Genomic DNA, 18,993 nt, shown 5'->3' with positions numbered 1-18,993 from the left:
ATGGCCGTCGCTTTCAGATGTTCAAATTCCGCAGTATGTACATGGACGCCGAACAGCGTTGGCAAGCGGTCGCGAAACGTGATCCGACGACCGGTAAATTGATCCACAAGCTGAAAGACGATCCGCGGGTAACTCGGGTGGGCCGGAAGCTGCGCCGCACCTCGCTCGATGAATTACCGCAGTTGTTTAACGTCCTGCGCGGGGAGATGAGCCTGGTCGGGCCACGTCCCGAAATGCCGTACATCGCTGCTGAATATGAACCGTGGCAATGGCAGCGGTTCCGCGTTCCGCCCGGCATGACGGGCTGGTGGCAGGTGAATGGTCGGAGTGAGAAACCTATGCATTTGCACACCGAAGATGACCTGTATTACATTCAGAACTACTCGTTCTGGCTTGATCTGCGCATTTTGATGAAGACGCTGATCGTTGTGTGGCAGGGTCATGGTGCCTATTGAACAAATGCATCAGTTCCGGTGGTTGTGGAACAAAAACAAAGCACCGGCTATCACCTTAATATCTGATGAATGGCGCACAATCCGCTGGCTCGCACCGCTCGTTCTGATACACTCGCTCGTGTACGTCTTTCTCGTTCCGCCGTGGCAACACTACGACGAACCGGGCCACTTTCTCTATGCAGCCTACATTGTTCGTGGAGGGATCGCAGCACCGGACAATATAGCCATTGCCCGCGAAGTAGCCGATTCGATGTATCGCCATCGTTTCTGGCCACCTGATGTGCGTCCCGACCTGCTTAGCCCACGTCCGCCGGGTATCCCGACCGACCAACGTCACCATCCACCGCTCTATTATGTGCTCATGGCCGGGATCATCGGCCCGCTGCGCTATCTGCCGGTTGAACTACAACTGTATGCCGGACGACTCGTCAGTGCGGGGTTGATGATGTTGACCGTTCTCACCGTTTGGCGCACGGTACGGGTTATAGCTCCTGACGAGCCACGGATGGCAATCGTACTGGCGGCGTTAGTGACAATGACGCCGGCATTCGTCGATCTGATGAGTGCATTTAGCAGTGATGTGCTGATGAACTTTGCCGCAGGAGCCGCTTTCTTAGGCTTTGCCCTCCTCTTGCGTAACGGTTGGCAGCCAGCCGGTATCCTGTTGGCTGTACTTGGTACCTTGGTCGCGATTCTGACGAAACGTACTGCGGTACCGTTAATCGTCCCACTGGTAGTAGTTCTGGTATGGACGGCATATCGGCGTCCGATTCGGTGGTGGTGGTATGGTATAAGCAGCCTTGCGATCATCACGCTAGCGGTATTGAGCAGTTTTTCATTCACCGGCGGTGAGCTGCGGGTACAATCGTGGCTCGCCATCCTTGAACGCGACTACTTGCGCGTACCGATCATTCCATGGCTGGAATCGTGGCTCAACTGGGAGCGAGCGTGGCCGTGGTACCGGCGTACACTGGAAGTAGCGCATAGCCATTTCTGGATGCGGCTGGCATGGGGAAATGTTGCCGTCCTGCCTCCGGTGGGCGATTGGCTCGTGGCCGGTGTAAGCATTGCCTCAATCCTCGGCTTATGCCGCGGTATCCGTAGTTGGTCAATAACGCTCACACTTGATCAACAACGTTGGATCTGGCTTTGCCTCCTGGCGGTGGGTATCGCATGGCTTGCTTTGTTCGGTCGCCTCCATCCATTACCGGAAACCGGCAACACCTACATCCCGCGTGGTCGTTACCTGTATTGGGCAATGCTGCCGACCATGTGGTTGCTCGTGCTTGGCTGGCAACATCTCTGGCCCGAGCGCTGGCGACAGTTTAGTCCTTATGTGCTACTCGCAATCGTGCTTGGTTTGGATGGAGCATCACTGATCAGCCTCTTTATCTTTTACTATCATTGACGAAGTTCAGAACTGTCTGTTACAATCGGGCAGAAAGAAAGATCGACAGGAAAGCACGTTATGAACGATGAGATTGATTTGAAACCCTATCTGCAAGCCCTATTGCGACGCTGGTGGGTAGTGATTGGTGTCTCAGTAGGTATGGCTGTAATTGTCGGTGTCATTGCTGTCCTGCGCAAACCACCTTATACGGCCAGTTCATCGCTGTTAATCGTACCCGCCAGTTCTCAGATTACCCTCGATAATCGCTTTACCAGCCGCGACTCACTCCTCTTCACAACGACGACCAATCAGCGTGAAGCGTTGTTAGGGCTTGTCAAAGATCCTACCTTGGCAGAGCGTGTCGCCAACACCCTCCATGCGTCAGGTGTCGTGTCCACCGATATGGGCGGTAGTGTATTAGTTGATCAGATTACCGTCGGAACTGACGGCGATCTGGTGAAAATAACCGTCCACGCTGACAGGAGCGACCATGCACACCAGATTGCCGAAGTATGGGCCCAAGAGTATGCCCGCTTGGTCGCCGAAACTTACACCCGTGATACGACATCGCTCGATTTGGTGCAGCAACAGTTGGTGGAAGCCCAAGAACGTTATCGTACTGCACAGGCCACCGTTGAAGCATTCATTGCGAAAGGTGAACTCACCGAAGCTGAACAAACTGTACGGCGCTTGAGTGATATCGTTAACAGCGCACGTTCTGCCGGCACTGATCGTTTTGCTTCGTATCTACGCCGTGCCAACGATCTGGAACAACTTTTACGCGATGCACAGCTCTTGCGGGCCCGACTTGCCGGACAACCAAATGCCGATGGTAATACAGCCGATGCGGTAGCGGCTTTGTTGCTCAGGATTCGCAATCTGAGCGATCGCGGAAACGACCGCCCAATTTTGCAAATCGATTCCTCGCTCACGAATCGAGCAACCGTGACATTGACAGAGCTCGATCAACTGATTGAAGTTCTCGATACGGAGTACCGTGCCGTGCGCACCGAAGTAGAGCGGTTGAGTCAACTTCAGCCGGAAGAGCTTAGCCCTGAGATTAGTCAACAATTGTACGCGCAATTAGCTGAAGCGCAAACCCGTTTAGAACAGCTTTACGGTCAACAACGTGAATTGACCCGGGATCGTGATACTGCGTTTGAATTAATACAAGTGTTATTGCGACGGATTAATGAGTTACAAGTGGCTAATGCCGCACCACAAGTAACCGTGCGTTACCTTGGAACGGTAAATAATCCACCAGCGATTTTTGGACGACAGGTGCTTACGCAAGCTGCGATTGCTGCTCTCGCCGGAATTGTACTCTCCGCAATGGTTATTGCAGCGCTTGAAGCAATAGCTATTGCCCGCCGCACTCCATCACCGCAATCGAAACCGACCGGTGATTAGTGGCGAGAAGCTAGCAGGTATCGGATCGTGGAGTCGCCTGATTATGCTACTTTATCGCAAAAGCCTTTCTTAAGGCTCTTTGGATTCTTGTATCCGTCGGGTTACGATAAAACTCTCCTGGTACCCGTTGTCAACGATACGAGAACTGTTCCCAGGAATCGTACATGAACCGACCGCTTATCTCGGTGATCATCCCTTGCTACAACGAAGCCGCAACGCTGCCAGACATTCTCGCTCAAGTAGAGGCGGTAGACCTCGACAAAGAGATCATCGTGGTTGACGATCATTCGACCGATGAAACACCTGCGCTTTTAGCCGAGTTGGCGTGTGAACGTCCGTACCTGACAGTGATCCGCCATCCCCAGAATCGCGGGAAGGGCGCTGCGGTTCGTAGTGGTCTGGCCCATGCTAGGGGCGAGATCACGATCATCCAAGATGCCGATCTAGAATATGACCCGCAAGACTACTATGAGCTGGTGAAACCGATCGCGAACCGGCGCGTTGATGTCGTCTTCGGCAGCCGATTTCTTGGCCGCCATACCGGGATGTATTTTTGGAACGCAGTTGGGAATAAGTTTCTGACGTTCTTAACTAATTTTCTTTATAACTGCTGGATCTCGGACATGGAGACCTGCTATAAAGTGGTGCGCACCGACATTTTGCGGGATTTACGGCTTGAGAGCAACGATTTTCGCATCGAGCCGGAAATTGCCGCCAAGCTGCTGCGCCGCGGCTACCGGATCTATGAAGTGCCGGTGAGCTATCTGGGTCGCACCTACGAAGAGGGCAAGAAGATGAAGCCAATTCAAGGGTTTTATGCCATCCTTGCCCTGTTGAAGTACCGGTTATGGGTGTAATCAACTGGTCACAAATCTGAGGAAAATTTCCCAACCGCACATCCAACAGTTGAAGTACCGGTTATGGGTGTAATCAACTGGTCACGGTGTGGCACGGTTTGGGCAGCAAGCTGCGGAAGCCGGTATCCGCTTCAGGTTAATGGGGCACGGATACGCCAGCTTGCACTAGAACGGAAACCGATTTGCCATCTATCTTGAACATCTCACCGATAATACTTGTGTAATCAGATAATTTGTGATACAACTCTCAGGGAAGGCAGGCGGCGGGCCTGCCGCCATTCCGCGGAGGGGCGGGCGGCGCGGGAAATTCCCGGCACGCTCGCTTTTCGTTCGTAACGAGGAACCATGCGAATCGCGATGCTGAGTGTCCATAGCAGCCCGCTGGCCCGCCTTGGCGGGAAAGAAGCCGGTGGCATGAACGTATATGTCCGCGAGTTGGCCCGCGAGTTGGGACAGCGCGGAATAGAGGTTGATATTTTTACCCGTAGCCAAGATCGAACAACACCAACGGTACTTCCATTAGGACGTGGTGTCCGCTTGATCAGTTTGCACGCCGGTCCGGCTGCACCCTACGATAAAAATCTGCTTCTGACCTACTTGCCGGAGTTTGTCAGTCGGGTACGCTGTTTTGCCGATAGTGAAGATGTGAGTTATGATCTCATCCATAGTCACTATTGGCTGTCGGGTGAAGCAGCGTTGCGCCTCCGTCGTGTGTGGCGCGCACCGGTCGTGCAGATGTTTCATACCTTGGGAGCGATGAAGAATAGTGTCGCTCGCTCGGAGGAAGAGGTAGAGACTAAGCGGCGCATTGCGATTGAACGGCGTTTGATGCGGGAGGTTGATGCCGTTGTCGCCGCTACACCTCTTGACCGGGCGCAGATGGTGTGGCACTACGGCGCTGATGCGAACCGCATCAGAGTGATACCATGTGGGGTTGATTTACGCCGATTTCAACCGGGCGACCGTATGCAGGCACGGGCAACGCTTGAGATTGCACCTGATGCAATAATGCTGGTATGCGTAGGGCGGATGGAGCCCCTGAAAGGGATGGACGCGCTGATCCGAGCAGCAGCGCGGTTGCTAGCCCAACATCCAGACTGGAAAGAGCGATTGCAGGTTGTGTTAGTCGGCGGTGAAGATGAGACTCAACCGGACCGTTGGAATAGCGAGCAACACCGTCTCGATGCGCTACGTCACGAGCTTGGTCTGACAGCACACGTCATATTTGCCGGCGCACAACCCCAAGATAGGTTGCCACTGTATTACACGGCGGCTGATGTGGTCGCTGCGCCTTCTCATTATGAGTCGTTTGGCTTGGCAGCACTTGAGGCGTTAGCATGTGGAGCAGCAGTGGTAGCGTCGAACGTGGGCGGTTTGGCACTTACCATTGAAGATCGCCGCAGCGGGTTACTGTGCCCGCCTGATGACGATGCCGCCCTGGCCGCGCAGATCGAACGGATACTCACCGACGCAGCCCTGGCCGCACGGCTGCGTTCGGGAGCAGTGCAGCGTACGGCTGAGTATGGCTGGCCGGCTGTTGCGCGCCGCATTATTGCCCTCTACGATGAGTTGTTGCAGGTGCAGGCGGCGTTATGGTCGGAACGGCGATTGGTGCGGGTATCGTGAAGCGAACGTGGGCGTTGATTATTATCGGTTTGCTCTATTTTGGTGTCGGCTGGATCCTGTCGGCAATCGGGCCGAGTTTACCCGGTTTAGCCGTGCAGGTCGGTCGTGATGTCACCGAGCTAGGGGCTGTCTTTACCGCTTTCTCACTCGGTGCAGTGCTGGCATCGGTCGGGGTGGGGGCGGCAATTGGACGCTGGGGTATGCGTCCTGTGATCGCCGGTGGGGCTGCTCTGATGGGTGGTGGCACATTGTGGGCTGGGTTTAGCCCGACGTTGCTCGGCTTGTTGGCCGGTACCCTGGTCGGTGGGTTTGGGTATGGCGGAATGTTGGCCGGTGGGAATCTGCTCATTGCACGTCTGTATCAGGGTGGCGCCGGAGCGCTCAATGCGCTCAACCTTTTTTTCAGCGTTGGCTCAATCGGTGGTCCGTTGTTGGTAGCCGTAATGATCGGACTATTCGGCCAACCGCAAGCAGCGATCTGGCTGGCCGCGATTGCAATGTTGGTGTTGGTGGCGCCGGCAGTGCGACTCGGTGAACCTACCCAAGCGCCAACAGCGCAAATGTCCGGGGCACCACGCTGGCTGGCCGCAGTGATGTTCGGTCTGATCATGTTTACGTATATCGGTACCGAGATCGGGATCGGTGGCTGGATTGCGCTGATCCTCGAACGAGGAGCCGGGCTAGCTGCACCCCAAGCAGCATTGGGTACGAGCCTCTTTTGGGGGATGTTGACCGGTGGACGGTTGGCCGCCACTTTTTGGGGTGATCGCTTAGGGCCGCTGAAGTTACTGTTGTTGTGTTTGGTTGGTCTAGGGCTGGGTGGAGCGTTGTTGGTCATCGGTACCACCCAATCTGGACTAGCATTAACGGCAGTGGCACTGATGGGTCTAGCATGTGGGCCAATTTTTCCCACCACGATGCTGATGATTACGCATGCGGCTGGACGAAGCGGAGCTGCGCTGAGTGTCGCACTGACGATTGGTACCGGCGGTGGTCTGTTTCTGCCGGCCTTATTTGGCTTGTTCATCGGCTGGTTTGGGCCGGCGATGGGGTCACTGTTGGTCGTGGCCGATGCTAGTCTCATGGTGGTGATGTTGGCCGTGGCCTATCGCGGAATGACGCGATCGGCACAACTGGCCGGTATGTCGGCCCAATAACAATGTGAGCAAGGCACATGCGCAAGCAATTGCGACGATAACCGACGGGCAGGGGTACGATGCTCTCAATCGATCTCAATTGTGATTGCGGCGAAAGCTATGGTGCGTTTCAGATCGGTGACGACGAAGGCATATTACCCTTCGTCAGTTCGGCCAATATCGCTTGCGGTGGGCATGCCGGTGACCCAATCGTGATGCGGCATACAGTACGCCGCTGTCGCGAGCTGGGGGTGGCGGTAGGAGCGCATCCGAGCTACCCCGACCTGCACGGGTTTGGCCGGCGCGTGTTGCCGATGTCACCGGCTGAGATTGAAGCATGGGTGTTGGCGCAGATCGGGGCGTTGGCCGCTATTGCGCACGCCGAAGGAGTTGAACTCCGCCACGTGAAGCCGCACGGTGCGCTGTACAACGTGGCTGCTCGCGATCATGTGGTGGCCACAGCCATTGCACGCGCAGTCGCCGCATTTAGTCACGAGCTAGCCCTGGTTGGCTTGGCCGGTTCGGCGTTGATCGATGCTGGACGCGAAATAGGATTGCCGGTACTGGCCGAAGCCTTCGCCGACCGCGCTTATGAAGCCGATGGCCGACTACGCGACCGACAGTATCCCGATGCATTGATTGTTGACCCGACAGCGTGTCTGCAACAGACACTCAGCATCGTGCGCGATAGTGTCGTGATCGCGGTAGACGGTACATCGGTACCGTTACGCGCTGACACGATTTGTTTACACGGTGATACGCCGGGAGCCGCAGCCCGTGCAGCGGCACTGCGCCACGGTCTAGAGTCAGCAGGGATTACAGTGCGAACACCACGATAATGACGGCACGTATTGTCCCAATGGGTGAGGCGGCGTTACTGGTGCAGTGGTCATTCGATGAAGCTACCAAAGGTGCGCCGCTCACGCTGATGACTGCATTAGAGCACCATCCGCCGGTGGGGCTGGTCGATCTGGTGCCGGCGATTGATACGTTGTTGGTGTGCTTCGACCCGTTAGCAACTGACTACACCGAAGTAACTACCCATGTTCAGCGTCTGATCGCCCACCCACAATCGCATGCGCTACCGACCGGGCGTGAGATGACAATTCCGGTACATTATGGTGGTGACGCCGGGCCTGATCTCAACAGTATTGCTGAACAGGTGGGGTTGTCACCTGCTGACGTGATCGCAATTCATACGGCAACCGAGCAACGGGTGCTAATGATCGGTTTTGCACCGGGATACCCGTATTTGGGCTGGCTCCCACCGGTACTGCATCTACCGCGGCGGGCAACGCCCCGTATCGCGGTGCCGGCCGGTTCGGTGGCAATCGCGGCCGGTATGACCGGTATCTACCCTGCTGTTTTGCCCGGTGGTTGGCACCTGATCGGTCGCACCGAGGTACGTTTGTTCGATCCGACTACCGATCCACCGTGCCTTCTGCAACCAGGTGACCAGGTGCGGTTTGTGGCGGTGTGATAACGCAACGGGCGGGAACGCAAAGGCGCGAAGGGCGCAGAGGACGCAAAGAGGTTTGAACGCGAAGGCGCGAAGGGCGCAGAGGACGCAAAGAGGTTTGCTGATGGGAGCAAGAGAACGGATACACATGGTTTTGTCTGATCCGTGCATATCCGTCTCAAGCCGTGTGAATCCGTGTCCTAATTGATCCGAATCGAACACGCACGTGGCTACGTTTCTCGACATCATCGCGGCCGGGCCGCTATTGACAATCCAAGACGAGGGTCGGCCAGCGGCGCGGCGCTACGGGGTACCGCCGGGTGGAGCGATGGATCGGTTTGCGTTAGCGGTGGCCAACCGACTGGCGGGAAACCGGCCAGACGCACCGGCGTTGGAACTGACGGCTGGCGGTGTGCAGATCCGATTTGGCGCGCCAGTGCTGATTGGGCTAGCTGGGGCGGATTTGGACGCTGATCTCGATGAAGCGCCGCTCGCACCGTGGCGCAGTGCGATTGCGCCGGCAGGCAGCGTATTGCGATTACGGGGGAGGCGAGGCGATTGGGGCGGGCGGGCCTATCTGGCGATCGGCGGTGAATTAGCAGCAGAACGGGCGATTGGCAGCGCGGGCACCTGTCTGGCCGGTGGTTTCGGCGGTTATCAAGGGCGCGCCTTGCGGGCCGGCGACCGGATTGCCGTGCATCCACGCTCATTCACTGCTGCCGATGGAATGCGCTGGTGGCCGGTTGGGCGCAGGCCGGCTTACTGCGTCCAACCGCGCCTGCGCGTCTTACCCGGCCCGCAGTACGACATGCTGCCGGAGGCTTGGGAACAGTTGCTGAAGACGACGTTTCAGGTCGATCAGGCGGCCAGCCGGCAAGGCTACCGACTGGCCGGTGCAATTTTACCTTCGTTTACCCACTCACTAACCTCATTCGGGATAGTACCGGGAGCGATCCAGTTACCACCCGATGGCCGACCAATCCTGTTGATGGCCGATGCCCAAACGACCGGCGGTTATCCGGTGATTGCCGTCGTTATCGGCGCCGATCTGCCGTTAGCAGCGCAACTCTTGCCGGGTGACCGACTGACGTTCACGGCTACCGATCTCGCCACGGCCCGGACCGCTTTGGCCCAACAAGCGGCTTGGCTACAAGCCGGCCCGGAAGAGGACGAGAGCGGTGAACTGTTGGCGCAAGCCGGTGCCATTGGATAAGATCATCAGGCCATTGTTGCAATCATCACATTACTCAACACTAATACCAGCATAATTCCCAGCGCCGCCGGTGCTGACCACCGCCCAAGCTTGGCAAAGGGATTGCGCGATCCGAAAAAGATATGGCCAACTACCGCCGTCGCTAAGCCTAATAGCGGATGGAGAATAAAAGGGAACGTGAGAAAATAGGTGATACCACTAAAGATACCGACCAACCAGTAGATTAATCCCAACGTTGCCTGAATATCAACCAAGACCGGAAAAATTCGGGCCACCGGGCTACGCGGTACGTTGGGCCGATAGGTAAAAGCCAGGTAGATGGCAGCCACAACGATTAGGATCGACAAGACCTCACGCCCAAAAATGGCGTGAATTTGACGAACAGAGCCAAAGATAGGATCCACCATAACCATACGTTACTCCGTCTAAGAACAGAACAATGCGCCTTAGCACTCGATGTACCGGCAGTGCGCTAAGTATTCGCGTGCTAGCCCAAGCAATGCAGCCGTACTATCGGTACACGCTTCTCACGAGACAAACGCTGAGCGTATACCATTCTCATCGTACAAATTTTCACAAGAGCTGTCAAATCGGTTCATTCTGGCGAATACGGCGGTAGAGGGCATCAGTTTCGGGCAACGGTTCGATCCCCAACTCTTCGCGCAGCGCCTGCACACAGCGGGTAAACGAACGCATCGCCTGCGAGCGACTGCCGGCGCGGGCATGGGCGCGCATCAGCAACTGGTAGGCCTCTTCGTAGCAACGATCACGACGCAGCACCTGCTCGGCAATCTGGATCGCCTCGTTTTGGCGACCTTCGGCGCTAAGTTGTTCAGCATACGAGACGGCAGTAGCAAGATAGCGGGCTAACAGACGCTCACGTTCTTCGATCGTCCACGAATCGTAGAGTGACTCGGCGAGGTAATCACCGCGGTAGAGTTGGAGAGCGGCCTGTGCGCTGCGGCGGGCAAAATCGGGATCGGTCGTGGTTTGGGCGCCGCTGGCGCGCAATTCAAACTCATCAACATCGATCCACGCGCCGAACGAAGGGGCAAAGCTATAGGCCAACCCTTGCCGGCGAATGAAGAACGGCGGCACCCGTGGCGGGCGATGGGGTTCGAGGGCCGCATTCAGGGTATTTAGCGTCACCTTAAACTGGCGTTCAGCCGCTTCAAGATCGGCGTCAGGCCACAGCCATGCGCAAATTTGCTCGCGCTGCACCCAATTCCCGCGCATCGTTAACAGCAACTGAAAGAGCTGGCGGGCTTTTTCACGTTGCCACTCGCGAGCCTGAATCTCTTGATTGCCGCGCCACACCCGAAACGCACCCAGCATCTGCACACGCAGGGTAAAGCCGGGATGATAATCATCAACCGTATCATCGGAGGCGATTGAAGGAAAACCCTGCCGGAGCAAGCGGATAGCAGTATCGCGGTGGACCGGCATAGCGCGCGCGCGGAGCAACAGCGGCACGAGTGCGGCAATATCACGCGGGCCAAACAGGCTGGGACCGATCAAGACATTCTCGTAACCGTATTCAACCGCCTCGCGCATCACCTGATCGACCAGCGGATCAACGGTCGCGCCCCGGCCAGCGCGCAACGCAGCCAACGCGCGCCACAGATGGACGAGGAACAGACCGAAGGTATCGTGGCCGGCTTGGAAGCGTTGCTCGGCCTGATCGAGCCATTCGTAGCCGCGCGGATCATCGGCAACTAGCGTCACACTGCCCAACGCCAGCAGCATCAAGGCCGCCACCCACTCATCACCCGATGAAGCGGCCAGCAATAATCCTTCGCGGGCATCGGCTTCAGCCCGCGCCAAATCACCGGCATGGCCGTGGAGCAAGGTCAAGCCAAGATAGCCCTCGGCGCGGGTACGAGGCACTGTTGCTTGTTGCAGTAGGCGCAAGCCGCGGCTGTAGTGTTGGCGGGCAGCGTTATCATCGCCGCGAGCGATCAACTGATAAGCATGGCCAAGGCGCAATTCGGCCAGCGCTTCGGTCACGAGATTGCCACTCTGTTGGGCCTCGAGCAACATCCGGTGGGCGAACGCTAACGCCTGCGGTCCGCCGCCGAGCATTGCATTGATCAGCGCCAGCAATAAGAGCGGTTCGCGATGAGCGGTAGCGCGAGCAAACGGCTGTTCCGTCCAGAGCCGCTCTTCGAGCAATTGGCGCGCTTCCCGCAACCGGCCAGCGCGCAGCAACAGGCGTGGCCGCAAGGTTTCGGCGCGAGCAGCATACAAATGCTCGAGACCATGCGCCATCGCCAGCTTACGCGCCGTTTGTTCAAGGCGCAAACCAATATCAGCCCGGCCACGATTAGCCCAATTTTCAGCCTGCATCAACAACAGCTCGATCCGCTCGGCGCCGCAGTGGCGCGGGAGCAGTTTGAGTGCGCGGCGCAGCAGATCGGTCGCCGGCGCCGGTTGCACCGTATCGAGGTAGAGCGACGCTTGGCCACGGAGACAGCGTGACTGGCCGAGGCGATCGTTCTGGTCGGCAAACGCGCGTTCCGCGCGCCGGTAGGCGGCAAGCGCCGCCTCGAGGCGGTTGAGTTGATGGAGGGCAGCAGCCTGTATCTCAACCAATTCCGGCGCTTCATCACCCGACAGCGCCAGCCGGCGCATCCAATCCAATACCGCCTCAGCCCGCCGCTCGGCGAGCAATGTCCGCGCAAGGGGGAGGAAGGTAAACACGGCAGCCGGATCACCAGCAGCAATCTGATGGTACAGCGCGCTCTCGCGATCGCCAGTGCGCTGAAAATAGGCTGCCGCCTGCCGGTGCAGGGCGGGCCACTCCGGATCCGCCGCGGCGTGGCGAGCCAGCCACGCGGCGATAATCGGCTGGAAGCGCAAGCCGTGCTCGCCCAACGGTTCAACGAAGAGGCGCCGCCGGCGCAGCTCGGCCAACAACCCCGGAGCATTGAGCGACGAATCGAGCGCCGCGCAGATGCCGGGTTCCATCCAACGCAGGCCGGCGCTACGTTGGAGGCATTGACGCAACGGCGAGGGCAGCGGCGCCAACACCTCACGGTCCAGATACTCATCAAGCGCCGGCGTCACGTGTTCGCGCAACCCCAAGGCGCTACGCCAATCGGCGGCATCAAGCGCAATGCGCAGCGCCAGCGCCCACCCTGCGCTAAAGGCCACCAACTCGTCGAAGTCAGCCGGCAACGCTCGCCCGGCCTGTTGCCAGAGCGTCGCCGCTTCATCAGAGGTAAACGCCAGATCCTCGGCATCAACCAGCAGCGCCTCGCCGCGCAGCCGAGCGGTAGCGATCAGCGGCGACTCGGGTTCGCGCCGACTAGCCAGCACCAAATGCAAGCGCGGTGGCTGAGCGGCGATCAACCGCTCGATCAGGGCGCGCAGCTCAGGCTGCTCATCAATCAGATGGGCATCATCGATAATCAGCAGGGTTTCATCATCGAGGTCGCCGGTTAGCGCATTGATCAACGCATCGATCGTCGCTGGCGGTCGTTGCGGATCAAACGAAGCCACCGGGCTCAGGGCGGCGGCCAGATGGCGTAAGAGGCGGGGCGGGTCATCGCTCGCATCGGCACGGCACCACGCCGCCGGCCAGCCGCCGTGCATTGCCAGCGTAGCCAACGCCACCGTCTTGCCGCTACCGGGAGGCGCGACGACAATGGTGAGCGGCGCATCGAGCGCCACCGCCAAACGCTGCTCGACCCGCACCCGGCGCACGCGGTGCAAGGGTGCAGGCGGCGGCAAGAGACGGGGCCGTAAGAGATATTCGTTATACTCGCCTGTAACCGCTTGTGATACCATGAGAGCGGCAGGGATCATCAGGGGCAATGTGGCTCATCGCCATTCCAGTATTGATTGCGCGACGGATGACTATGTCCATCACCTGTCTTGCCAACATTGCCTATTGTACACAGGGTCAGATACAATGCCGAACAACGAAGAACGCGAGCAACCAACCTCCAACCGGCCGGTAATGCCGGATCTGACTGATCCAATGTTCCAGTCGTTGCGAGCGTGGAACGAACTCGTCGCCGCGAGCACGGATATGGCCTTCGACATGGTGCTGAAAAACTGGGACTACAGTCGCAGTTTGCGCCATTCGACCGAACAAGCCGTCGCCGACGCGATTCGCACCCAACAACGCCTGAGCCAAGAGATGATGCAGGCGTGGCAAGGCTACGTCGGCGATATCCAGTCGATTATCGAACGCATGCGCAAATCGTAGCGACAGCACCAACGACACCTACATATAGACACCGCCATTCACGTTGATCTGCTGGCCGGTGATGTAATCGCCGTCGGCGGCCAAAAACACGACGGCTTTGGCAATCTCTTCGGGCAAGCCAAACCGGCCCATCGGGATGCGGGCCTTGATCTGTTCTTGCACCGGTTCGGGCACTTTGGCCAGCATATCGGTGATGGTAAAGCCGGGAGCGAGCGCGTTGACGGTGATATTGTGCTTGGCCAGCTCAAGCGCCGCCGTCTTGGTAAAAGCGATAATCCCGCCCTTTGACGCCGCATAGTTGGCTTGGCCGAAATTGCCGGCCTGCCCGACGAACGAGCTGATATTAATGATCCGCCCGTATTTACGCTCGATCATGTGCGGCATCACGGCCGTAGTGCAGTAATAGACGCTATTGAGATTATTTTGGATCACCGCGCTCCAATCTTCATCGGTGAGCTTGCGCAAGGTGCGGTCGCGGGTAATACCGGCGTTATTGACCAGAACATCGACATGCCCCCAACGGTCAAGCACCTGCTGCACCATCATGCGCGCCTCGTCGGCTTGGCTCACATTGGCGCGCACAAGCATCGCCTCGCCGCCACCCGCTTGGATCGTGTCAACTACCTCTTGCGCGGCAGCCACGCTACTGTTGTAATTCACCGCCACCTTAGCACCCTCAGCAGCCAATGCGAGAGCAATAGCCCGCCCGATCCCGCGCGAAGCGCCGGTCACGATCGCGACCCGGCCGGTTAACTTGCCCATCCCAGCCTCCCAACCAACTTTACTTCACGTTGTATTCCTTGAGCGAGCACCCACAGACCGAGTACTCGCTCGCAACCCAACAATTGTAGCACCCTACATGCGCTCAAAGATCGCAGCAATACCCTGCCCGCCACCGATACACATCGTCACCAGCGCATAGCGCCCGCCGGTGCGGTGCAGTTCGTGGATAGCCTTGACCGTGAGAATGCAGCCGGTGGCACCGATCGGGTGACCAAGCGAAATACCGCTGCCATTTGGATTGGTGCGATCCATGGGCAGGCCCAGATCGCGGATCACGGCCAACGCTTGGGCAGCGAAGGCCTCGTTGACCTCGAAGAGATCGATATCGTCGATCCGCAGACCAGTGCGTTCAAGCAACCGGCGCACCGCCGGAACCGGGCCGATGCCCATATACTTTGGCTCAACGGCAGCGTTGCTGTAACCGACCAAGCGGGCCAGCGGCTTATAGCCGCGCCGTTCGGCCGTAGCGCGATCCATCAGTACCACCGCCGCAGCGGCATCGTTAATGCTGGAAGCGTTGCCAGCAGTGACGGTACCATCTTTCTGAAACACCGGGCGCAGCTTGGCTAATTTGTCAATGGTGGTATCGCGGCGCACCCCCTCATCAACCGTGAATTGGGCCGTGCCGCCTTTGACCTTGATCGCAACTGGCACAATCTGATCGGCGAAGCGGCCCTCTTCGATCGCGCGCGCAGCGCGCATGTGGCTTTCGTAGGCCAGTTGATCTTGATCTTCGCGGCTAATCCCCCACTTCGCCGCTACATTCTCGGCGGTCACCCCCATGTGGCAATCGTCGAACGGATCGGTCAGCGCGCCGACCATCATATCAACCACTTTCGAGTCGTTCATCCGCGCGCCGAAGCGCATAGCCGGCACGCTGTAGGGGCCGCGGCTCATACATTCAGAACCGCCGGCCACCGCGGCATCAACATCACCTTGCAAGATATATTGCGCCGCCGAGACAATCGCCTGCAACCCGCTGCCGCACAGCCGGTTGAGGGTAAAGGCCGGTATTTCGACCGGCAACCCACCGCGCACTGCGGCATAACGCGCCATATACATATCGTGCGGTTCGGTATTGATCACGTGACCGAAGACGACGTGCCCAATCTCGTCAGGTTGCACACCGGCGCGCGCAACCGCTTCGCGCGTCACCAATGCCGCCAGTTCGGTGGGAGGGGTGTCTTTGAGACTGCCGCCGAATGTACCAATAGCCGTGCGCACGCCGCTTAGCACGACGACTTCGCGCTTTTCGCTCATGACGACCTCCTTGCGACGGATCGCCGGGCGACTCCGCCGGTTGCTACTGATCCAAGGAACAGTTACAATTATACCAGTTTCGATAACACAAGCGGTGGGGAGAATTGACCATTTCAAAGCGATGTTGCACGGCGTAACCCGGCTGTAACTTCATGTGGTATATTTCACGCACTTCGATATGAAACTGTTCCCTCATCAGCACACAGCAGGAGGCAGGGCATGGCCCTACGCAGTGAAGCGATAAGCAATGCAGCACTCAAAGATGGCCGGCAGGTGACGATTCGCCCGCTGGCTGAAAGTGATCGGGCGGCGCTGGCCGATTTCGGCCTCAGCCTGCCGAAAGATGATCTGCTCTATCTGGAAGAAGATTTCACCAATCCCGAAATTATTGCCCGCTTAGCCAACGCCTCGCACGCCGAGAACTGGCGGCAGATTGTAGCCATCGCTGACGATGGATCGATTGTGGCCTACACCTCGGCGCGGCGGGTGCCCGGTTGGTCAAACCATGTGGCCGAACTGCGCCTGATCGTCAAGCCGGGTTGGCGGCGCAGCGGGTTGGGGATGCAGATGGCGCAGGCGATCGTCGAATCGGCGCGTGAGTTGGGCGCGCAAAAGGTAACGGTTGCGATGCTGGCCGCACTCAAGGCCGGCCAAGCCATCTTCTCGCGCTTGGGGTTCGCCGTCGAAGGGCAATTGGCCCGCCACGCGATCGATCGCAACGGCGAGTTGCATGATGTAGTCATTATGTCAGCCTTCCTGCGGGTGTGATGGTGATAGGCTGGGGCGGGCGCTGGCTCGCCCTAATGAATTGACAACCCTCATTCTTTCCTGCTATACTTTTCCCAATTGCAGAACGCTGCACTCATCCAGAGCGGTGGAGGGACCGGCCCGATGAAACCGCGCCAACCCGGCGGATCAACGCCTGACGGGTGGCAACTCCGGCAGCAAGAAGCTGGCAGATGAGAGGAGAGCGGCGTCTTCTCGCCCCGGCAGAAGCGCGTCATCTGATCTCTCGTCGCCCCGATGAGAGGTTTTTTTTATGCCCACCAACCAGTCTCCCGACCTCAGTACAGCCGCCATCCATGCCGGCGAACCACGCCGACGCGCGTTTGACTCGATCACGCCGCCGATCGTACAAAGCGCCACCTATACCTTCCGCGACAGCGCCGAGCTGATCGCCTTTCAGTCGGGCGAACTTGAGCGCGAAGAGTATGGCCGGTACGGCAACCCTACCGTGCGCGCCGTCGAGGCTCGCCTCGCCGCACTAGAATCGCCGGATGCGCCGGCGGCGGCGCTGCTCTGCGCTTCCGGGATGAATGCGCTGACTACGGTGATGCTTGCAATGCTTCCCACCGACAGCCACGTGATACTAACCGACGACGGCTACCGCCGCACCCGTCAATTCGTCAGCACAATGCTGGCCCGTCTTGGGGTGCGTCATAGCGTGGTCGCCGCTGCCGACCCGGCGGCCATTGCAGCAGCAATCGAACCAGGGCGCACGCGCTTGATCGTCACCGAAGCGCCGACCAACCCCTACCTGCGGGTGATCGATCTCGTCGCGGTAGCAACCATTGCCCGCGAACACCGGATCAAGACCGTGATTGACGCCACCTTCGCCACCCCCTACAACATGCGCCCGTTCGACTACGGGATCGATCTGGTGGTGCATAGTTGCAGTAAATATCTGGCTGGTCACAACGATCTGCTGGCCGGGGTGATCATTGGCCGTCCGCCGATCATCAAAGCACTTCGGGAAACGCAGGGAATCCTTGGTGGAATCTGTGATCCGCACGCAGCCTATCTGCTGGGTCGCGGTCTCAAGACCTTTGCCCTGCGCATGGAGCGGCATAACCAGAATGGGCAGGCGGTAGCCGAATTTCTCGCCCGCCACCCGCGCGTGACCAAGGTGCATTATCCCGGCTTGCCCGATCACCCCGACCACGCCATTGCCCGCGCCCAAATGCGCGGCTTCGGCGGCGTAGTCTCGTTTGAGGTGGCCGGTGACCTGCATAGCGCGATGACCGTGGTTGACCGGCTACGCCTGCCCTACATCGCCCCCAGCTTTGGCGGGGTCGAAAGTCTGGTTGAACAACCGGCGCTCATGAGTTACTATGAACTGAGTAGTGAAGAACGGCTGGCGGTGGGCATCCGCGACAATCTGATCCGGCTCTCGTGCGGGATCGAAGATGCGAACGACCTGATCGCCGATCTGCAACAGGCCCTTGCCGACGAATAGCTTATGCACTCCACCCTGCAACGCCGGCTAGCCGCCGGCCAGACTGTGGTTACCGGCGAGATCGCGCCGCCAAAGGGGGCGGCCCGCACGCACCTTGAGACCCTCGCCACGAACATTCGCGATTATGTCGATGCGGTCAATCTGACCGATAATCAGCGCGGCATTGCCCGCATGTCGTCGTTGGGGGGCAGCGTGATCTTGCAGCAACTCGGCATTGAACCGATTATGCAGATGACCTGCCAGCACCGCAACCGGATCGCGTTGCAAGCCGACGCATTGAGCGCCTCGGCGCTCGGCGTACGCAATCTGCTGGCGATGACCGGCGATCATCCCCGCATCGGCGACCATCCCGACGCCAAGAATGTGCTCGATCTCAATTCATTTCAACTGATCCGCATGCTACGCACCTTGCGCGATCAAGCCACCTTTCAGGCGGGCACGCCGTTGAAAGAAGCGCCACGTTTCTTTATCGGCAGCGTAGCCAACCCGAATGTCGAACGAGCGGCGCGGCTGGAAAAGAAGATCGAAGCCGGGGCCGAGTTTGTCCAGACCCAGTTGATCTTCGATGTAGCCCGCTTCCGCCACTGGATGGCCGACGTGCGCGCCGCCGGTCTGCACCAACAGGCCTACATTCTGGCTGGTGTAATGATCTTGCGTCGGCCACAATCGGCAATCTACCTGCGCGATCACCTGCCCGGCACACTGATGCCCGATGCGGTGATCGAGCGCATGCAGCGCGCCGCCGACAGCGAAGCCGAAGGGATCGCGCTGGCCGCCGAGCTGGTCAACGAACTGTTGAGCGTTGAAGGGGTAGCCGGCGTGCATATTATGTCGGTTGACTGGACGCGGGCGATTCCGCGGGTGGTGGAACAGGCCGGCTTGCTGCCGCGCCCGCCGGCGCCGGCAATTGAGGAGGGAGTGGGGAGCAGGGAATAGGGATGGAACTGAAGGGACT

At 58.7% G+C, this 18,993-nt stretch carries 17 protein-coding genes and 1 riboswitch; of the genes, 13 read left to right on the top strand and 4 right to left on the bottom strand.

The annotated features are described in order from the left end of the window. The 9 genes from U9R61_RS05905 to U9R61_RS05865 all read left to right on the top strand — a co-directional run. Positions 1-455: sugar transferase (locus U9R61_RS05905; RefSeq protein ID WP_322487896.1), on the top strand; the 455-nt coding region annotated here is incomplete at its 5' end. A gap of 118 nt (positions 456-573) precedes the next feature. Continuing rightward, complete coding sequence (locus U9R61_RS05900) at positions 574-1,863, top strand: glycosyltransferase family 39 protein (RefSeq protein WP_322487895.1); 1,290 nt, start codon at positions 574-576, stop codon at positions 1,861-1,863. 60 nt (positions 1,864-1,923) lie between these two features. Next, positions 1,924-3,255, top strand: a complete 1,332-nt coding sequence (locus tag U9R61_RS05895) for a Wzz/FepE/Etk N-terminal domain-containing protein (RefSeq protein ID WP_322487894.1) — start codon at positions 1,924-1,926, stop codon at positions 3,253-3,255. A gap of 164 nt (positions 3,256-3,419) precedes the next feature. After that, complete coding sequence (locus tag U9R61_RS05890; RefSeq protein ID WP_322487893.1) at positions 3,420-4,112, top strand: glycosyltransferase family 2 protein; 693 nt, start codon at positions 3,420-3,422, stop codon at positions 4,110-4,112. 345 nt (positions 4,113-4,457) lie between these two features. Further along, on the top strand, positions 4,458-5,738 hold the full coding sequence (locus U9R61_RS05885; protein WP_322487892.1) for a glycosyltransferase: 1,281 nt from the start codon (positions 4,458-4,460) through the stop codon (positions 5,736-5,738). Next, complete coding sequence (locus U9R61_RS05880) at positions 5,735-6,895, top strand: MFS transporter (protein ID WP_322487891.1); 1,161 nt, start codon at positions 5,735-5,737, stop codon at positions 6,893-6,895. Before U9R61_RS05885 ends, U9R61_RS05880 begins: the two co-directional genes overlap by 4 nt. A gap of 59 nt (positions 6,896-6,954) precedes the next feature. Next, a complete protein-coding gene (locus tag U9R61_RS05875) occupies positions 6,955-7,713 on the top strand; it encodes a 5-oxoprolinase subunit PxpA (RefSeq protein WP_322487890.1) in 759 nt (252 codons plus the stop codon). Next, positions 7,713-8,354, top strand: a complete 642-nt coding sequence (gene pxpB, locus U9R61_RS05870; RefSeq protein WP_322487889.1) for a 5-oxoprolinase subunit PxpB — start codon at positions 7,713-7,715, stop codon at positions 8,352-8,354. Before U9R61_RS05875 ends, pxpB begins: the two co-directional genes overlap by 1 nt. A 205-nt stretch (positions 8,355-8,559) precedes the next feature. Further along, positions 8,560-9,546 (top strand): biotin-dependent carboxyltransferase family protein, encoded by a 987-nt coding sequence (locus tag U9R61_RS05865; protein ID WP_322487888.1) that lies wholly within the window; start codon positions 8,560-8,562, stop codon positions 9,544-9,546. Between the two features lie 5 nt (positions 9,547-9,551). On the opposite strand, the gene U9R61_RS05860 is transcribed toward U9R61_RS05865, so the two are convergent. Then, positions 9,552-9,959 carry a hypothetical protein gene (locus U9R61_RS05860; protein WP_322487887.1) on the bottom strand — a complete coding sequence of 136 codons (408 nt, stop codon included), beginning with the start codon at positions 9,957-9,959 and terminating at the stop codon, positions 9,552-9,554. 172 nt (positions 9,960-10,131) lie between these two features. Next, positions 10,132-13,353 carry a BTAD domain-containing putative transcriptional regulator gene (locus tag U9R61_RS05855; RefSeq protein ID WP_322487897.1) on the bottom strand — a complete coding sequence of 1,074 codons (3,222 nt, stop codon included), beginning with the start codon at positions 13,351-13,353 and terminating at the stop codon, positions 10,132-10,134. 106 nt (positions 13,354-13,459) lie between these two features. Here U9R61_RS05855 and U9R61_RS05850 point away from each other — a divergent pair, with 106 nt between their 5' ends. After that, positions 13,460-13,759, top strand: coding sequence for a hypothetical protein (locus U9R61_RS05850; RefSeq protein ID WP_322487886.1), 300 nt, complete (start codon positions 13,460-13,462; stop codon positions 13,757-13,759). A gap of 18 nt (positions 13,760-13,777) precedes the next feature. On the opposite strand, the gene fabG is transcribed toward U9R61_RS05850, so the two are convergent. Both fabG and U9R61_RS05840 read right to left on the bottom strand, forming a co-directional pair. Next, a complete protein-coding gene (gene fabG, locus U9R61_RS05845; protein WP_322487885.1) occupies positions 13,778-14,521 on the bottom strand; it encodes a 3-oxoacyl-[acyl-carrier-protein] reductase in 744 nt (247 codons plus the stop codon). Between the two features lie 93 nt (positions 14,522-14,614). Continuing rightward, positions 14,615-15,802: an acetyl-CoA C-acyltransferase family protein gene (locus U9R61_RS05840; protein ID WP_322487884.1), complete on the bottom strand. Its 1,188-nt coding sequence runs from the start codon at positions 15,800-15,802 to the stop codon at positions 14,615-14,617. Between the two features lie 219 nt (positions 15,803-16,021). Between U9R61_RS05840 and U9R61_RS05835 the strand changes: the two genes are divergently transcribed. The 3 genes from U9R61_RS05835 to U9R61_RS05825 all read left to right on the top strand — a co-directional run bounded on the left by U9R61_RS05835 (position 16,022) and on the right by U9R61_RS05825 (position 18,974). Further along, positions 16,022-16,570 carry a GNAT family N-acetyltransferase gene (locus U9R61_RS05835; RefSeq protein WP_322487883.1) on the top strand — a complete coding sequence of 183 codons (549 nt, stop codon included), beginning with the start codon at positions 16,022-16,024 and terminating at the stop codon, positions 16,568-16,570. A gap of 91 nt (positions 16,571-16,661) precedes the next feature. Beyond that, a riboswitch (SAM riboswitch) is annotated at positions 16,662-16,768 on the top strand. A gap of 73 nt (positions 16,769-16,841) precedes the next feature. Beyond that, the gene (locus U9R61_RS05830) at positions 16,842-18,038 is read left to right on the top strand and encodes a PLP-dependent aspartate aminotransferase family protein (protein WP_322487882.1); all 1,197 of its coding nucleotides are present in this window, start codon (positions 16,842-16,844) and stop codon (positions 18,036-18,038) included. A 3-nt stretch (positions 18,039-18,041) separates the two neighbouring features. Beyond that, complete coding sequence (locus U9R61_RS05825) at positions 18,042-18,974, top strand: methylenetetrahydrofolate reductase (protein WP_322487881.1); 933 nt, start codon at positions 18,042-18,044, stop codon at positions 18,972-18,974. Positions 18,975-18,993 lie beyond the last annotated feature (19 nt).

The sequence above is a fragment of the Chloroflexus sp. genome (assembly GCF_034431535.1).
Lineage (GTDB): Bacteria > Chloroflexota > Chloroflexia > Chloroflexales > Chloroflexaceae > Chloroflexus.
Note: the sequence above shows the minus strand (reverse complement) of the source record. Positions and strands in the feature narration are given on the sequence as shown.

Excerpts from the sequence above, each read along its gene's own strand:
- U9R61_RS05895 (WP_322487894.1), top strand. The coding sequence starts at position 1,924 with ATGAACGATGAGATTGATTTGAAACCCTATCTGCAAGCCCTATTGCGA.
- U9R61_RS05890 (WP_322487893.1), top strand. The coding sequence starts at position 3,420 with ATGAACCGACCGCTTATCTCGGTGATCATCCCTTGCTACAACGAAGCC.
- U9R61_RS05885 (WP_322487892.1), top strand. The coding sequence starts at position 4,458 with ATGCGAATCGCGATGCTGAGTGTCCATAGCAGCCCGCTGGCCCGCCTT.
- U9R61_RS05875 (WP_322487890.1), top strand. The coding sequence starts at position 6,955 with ATGCTCTCAATCGATCTCAATTGTGATTGCGGCGAAAGCTATGGTGCG.
- pxpB (WP_322487889.1), top strand. The coding sequence starts at position 7,713 with ATGACGGCACGTATTGTCCCAATGGGTGAGGCGGCGTTACTGGTGCAG.
- U9R61_RS05860 (WP_322487887.1), bottom strand. The coding sequence starts at position 9,959 with ATGGTTATGGTGGATCCTATCTTTGGCTCTGTTCGTCAAATTCACGCC.
- U9R61_RS05855 (WP_322487897.1), bottom strand. The coding sequence starts at position 13,353 with ATGATCCCTGCCGCTCTCATGGTATCACAAGCGGTTACAGGCGAGTAT.
- U9R61_RS05850 (WP_322487886.1), top strand. The coding sequence starts at position 13,460 with ATGCCGAACAACGAAGAACGCGAGCAACCAACCTCCAACCGGCCGGTA.
- fabG (WP_322487885.1), bottom strand. The coding sequence starts at position 14,521 with ATGGGCAAGTTAACCGGCCGGGTCGCGATCGTGACCGGCGCTTCGCGC.
- U9R61_RS05840 (WP_322487884.1), bottom strand. The coding sequence starts at position 15,802 with ATGAGCGAAAAGCGCGAAGTCGTCGTGCTAAGCGGCGTGCGCACGGCT.
- U9R61_RS05835 (WP_322487883.1), top strand. The coding sequence starts at position 16,022 with ATGGCCCTACGCAGTGAAGCGATAAGCAATGCAGCACTCAAAGATGGC.
- U9R61_RS05830 (WP_322487882.1), top strand. The coding sequence starts at position 16,842 with ATGCCCACCAACCAGTCTCCCGACCTCAGTACAGCCGCCATCCATGCC.
- U9R61_RS05825 (WP_322487881.1), top strand. The coding sequence starts at position 18,042 with ATGCACTCCACCCTGCAACGCCGGCTAGCCGCCGGCCAGACTGTGGTT.